This window comes from Variovorax soli (assembly GCF_031454625.1).
In the GTDB taxonomy this organism is placed as follows: domain Bacteria; phylum Pseudomonadota; class Gammaproteobacteria; order Burkholderiales; family Burkholderiaceae_C; genus Variovorax; species Variovorax soli_A.
The window spans coordinates 1-3990 of record NZ_JAVDRF010000028.1 but is presented as its reverse complement, the minus strand read 5'-3'; the positions used below and the strand labels follow the sequence as shown (position 1 = coordinate 3990).

Below are 3990 nucleotides of genomic sequence, written 5' to 3'. Positions count from 1 at the left end.
GGCCTGGAGGCCAACTACGTGCGCGGCATCGCCAAGCTGAGCGCCGCACAGCTGGCCGAGTGGTGGGGCGTGAATACCGCCAACGCCTGCGGCGTGCTGTCGCTGCTCGGCCAGGCCCAGATCCCCGTCTACGAAATCAACGCCACCACGGCCGGCAGCTGCCCCGGCACCGTGGCCGCCCTCACTGATCTGTCCATCGAGCACGTCTGGGTCAAGACCAAGATCAACGGCAGCTGGTACGTCTTCGACCCCAGCTACAAGCCCCACACCTTCAAGAGCGGCATCGACCTCGCCAGCCCCAGCACCACCGGCTACGACGCCGCGAGCTACCTGTCCTCCGCCCAGAGCGGCGCCACCGTCACTGCCGACTACGTCCAGAACCTCAATCGAGCCAACATCCGCAACAACCTGGCTACCTACGCCACCAAGCTCGCCGGCTACCTGCGCGCCAACAAGCCCGCCGCCACCCTGGACGACGTGCTTGGCGGCAAGACCGTGGTTCCTTTCTATGGCGCCTTGCGCCAGACCGCATTGCCGTACCAGAACACCGCCTGGGGCAGCGAGGAGCTCGCCGAACTGCCGGCCTACATGAAGCCCACCCTGCGCGTGCAGTACCAGGGCATCGACCAGACCTACACGTCCGACGCCATCTACGGCAAGCGCCTGAGCATCACCTACAACGCCGGCAACCAGCCCGTCCTCAAGCTCGACGGCGTGGCCGTCGGAGCGCCCGGCACCGCCGTCACTCCGGGCACCGCCAGCCCCATCACCTTCACCGTCACCCACAACGCCTACGTCTCCACCTTCGCCAACCACAGCTTCACCCAGAGGATCTTGGGCGGCGGGACCAACACCTTCCTGATTGCCAATGGCTGGGGCCCGGCCGGCCGTGGCCCTGCCGAGAACTACCGAAGGACGCTGAGCGACCTGAAGGCCTCGGGCGCCGCCGACACCTCCGAGCCCCTCTTGGGCAGCACCCTGGGCGTGATCGGCGCGCAGTGGATTGCGCAGAACACCCACGCGGGCACCCTCACCGAGCGCATCGCCGACACCACCCTCCTGCACCAGCACCAGGTGGGCATCGTGGGCTACACCGGCAGCGCCTATGTCGACCTGCCGAGCAACATGCTCTCGGTGGCCAACCTCGCGGGCAGCCTCGACAAGGAGAGCGCGGCCTTCGCCAACTGGGCGATGCACCTGAGCATCCTGGAGTCCGCCGCCGTGCAGCAGACCACCGGTGTGCCGGCGGTGTCCACCGTCAAGCTCATGGACCTGGCGTCTGGCGCCGGTCAGCGCATCTACAGCGCCACGTCCGCCAACTACGCCAGCGCCGTGCAGCCGAACCTCGTGAACTGCGGACCTCACCTGGCCAACTTCAGCAGCTATCTCGCCTCCGGCCTGCGCCTGATCCTGCCGGCGCGCTGCGACATCGCAGAGAACAACTGGAGCGGGGCGGGCTACTTCACGGTGGGTTCGGGCCTGTACCTCGGTTCCATCATCAGCAACGGCCTCTCGGGCGGCTATGCCACCCTGGCGCAGCCGAGCGTCTTCACCAACACCGCCGTCGGTGCCGCCATGCCTGCGCCGCCGTCCATCGAGAACTACTCGGGCTCGGCCTACGGCGACCCCATCGACATGGTGGCGGGGAACTTCCTCTACAACCACGAGGACCTCAACGTGGGCGTGGGCAGCTTCCCCCAGAGCCTGGGCTTCCAGCGCCTGTACAGCTCCGGCTTGCGCAACCAGAACGGCCCACTGGGCCGGGGCTGGACCCACAACTTCAACGCCAGCGCTGCCCTCAACTCCGACGGCTTCCAGGCCATGGGCGAAGACTCGGCGCTGGACGCCGTCGGCACCCTGGTCGAGCACAAGGCCTCCTTCGACCTGCTGATGGACCCGGCACGGCCATTGAGCAAGCTCGTCACGGCCACCCTCGGCCAACGCTGGTTCGGCGACCAGTTGATCGACAACACCGTCGTCGTCACCCAGGGCCTCAATGGTGAGGTCTTCGCCAAGCTGCCCGACGGCAGCTACAACCCGCCGCCGGGCAAGGCCGCCAGGCTCACCAAGAACACCGATGGCAGCTACAGCTACGAAACCCTGCACCGCGCGGTGCTGAAGTTCAACGCCGCGGGCAAGCCCGAGAGCTACACCGAGCCCAGCGGCATCCAGGCGAGGTTCACCTACTCGGGCAACGACCTCACGCAGGTGCAGAACAGCCTCGGACGCACCTTGAGCTTCACCAACGCCAGCGGACGCATCACCCAGGTGAGCGATGGCATGCGTTCCGTCAGCTATGCCTATGACGCCAGCGCCAACCTCACGAGCTTCACCAGCGCCGTCAACCGCAGCACCACCTTCGCCTACGGCCTGCCCGGCCAGATGACGAGCCTGTATTACCCGAGCTTCCCCACGGTGGCCGCCGCCACCAACGTCTACGACAGCCTGGGCCGCGTCAAGACCCAGACCAATGCACGCGGCAAGACCTACGAATACTTCTTCGCGGGCTCGCGCACCGAGGAGATCGGCCCCGGCGGCACGGCCCGCACCAACTACCTCGATGCCCAGGGCAACACCATCCAGTCCAGCACCCCCGCGGGCAACTGGACCGTCAGCACCTACGACGGCCAGTCGCGCCTGATCCGCAAGCAATTCCCGGAGGGCAACGCCACCGAGTACGCCTACGACGATGCTTCTTGTGCCGGTGCCGACAAGCGCTGCACCCACAACGTCAAGACCATCACCAGCATCCCCAAGCCCGCCAGCGGCCTGGTCAGCCTGAGCCAGGGCTTCAGCTACGACAGCGCCTTCAACCAGGTGACCAGCGCCACCGATGCCCGCGGCAAGACCACCAGCTACAGCTACACCGCGCAGGGCCTGCCGCTGACCGTCACCGCGCCACCGGACCCTTCCGGCATGGCCCCGCAGACCAGCTACGCCTACAGCGCCTACACCCCCAGCGGCTATCCGAGCTTCTACCTGCCCACCTCGAAGACCGTCAGGACCAGCGCCGGCAACAGCACGGTGACCGCCACCACCTACAACGCCGCCAACAAGTACGTGCCGCAGACCAGCACGGTCGATGCGGGCGTGGGCAAGCTCAACCTGACAAGCAGCTTCACCTACGACGCGGTCGGCAACCTCACCGGGGTCGATGGCGCGCGCACCGATGTCGCCGACAGCGTCAGCACCGTCTACGACAGCGAGCGCCGGCCGATGCAGATCACCGATGCGTTGGGCAAGCTGACCCTGATGGCCTACGACGCCGACGGCCGCCTGCTCAAGACCGCAGCCCAGGTGGGCGTCCAATGGCTCCTGAACTGCAAGCGCTACAGCGAGAGCGGCAAGGTCGTGCGCGAATGGGGCCCGGCCCTGATCACCAAGACTCCCTTCTGTCCCGCCGACGCCGCACCGGTGCCCATCACCGACATCGCCTACGACGACCTGGATCGGCCCTTCCGCACCACGCAGTACCTCCCCACGACCGATGGCGGCAACCGCGTCACCGAGACCGTCTACAACCTCGACGACAGCGTGCAGTCGGTCAACAAGGCGGTAGGCACGGCACTGGCGCAGGCCTACGTCACCTACACCTACACGCCCAACGGCCAGGTGAACTCGATCAAGGACGCGAAGAACAACCTCACCGTCCACACCTACGACGGCTTCGACCGGCTTGCCAGGACGTACTACCCGCTGCCGGCCACGCCCAACTACGCCAACGCCAATGACTACGAGGAGAACGGCTACGACGCCAATGGCAACGTCATCTCCATGCGCAAGCGCAACGGGCAGACCGTCACCCAGGCCTGGGACAACCTCGACCGCCTGACGGCCCGCAGCTATCCGAACACCGCCGACAACGTCCAGTTCGGCTACGACCTGCGCGGGCTCAGGACCTCGGCCCAGTTCGCCAACGGCAGCCATGCCATCGGCTACGCCTGGGACAACGCCGCTCGGCTGAGCGCCACCACGGCCGGCGGCAAGACC

Annotated in this window: 1 protein-coding gene; it reads left to right on the top strand. The window is 66.9% G+C overall.

Going from position 1 to position 3990, the window contains the following annotated elements:
• Nucleotides 1–3990: DUF6531 domain-containing protein (locus J2739_RS27785; protein ID WP_309907756.1), on the top strand; the 3990-nt coding region annotated here is incomplete at both ends.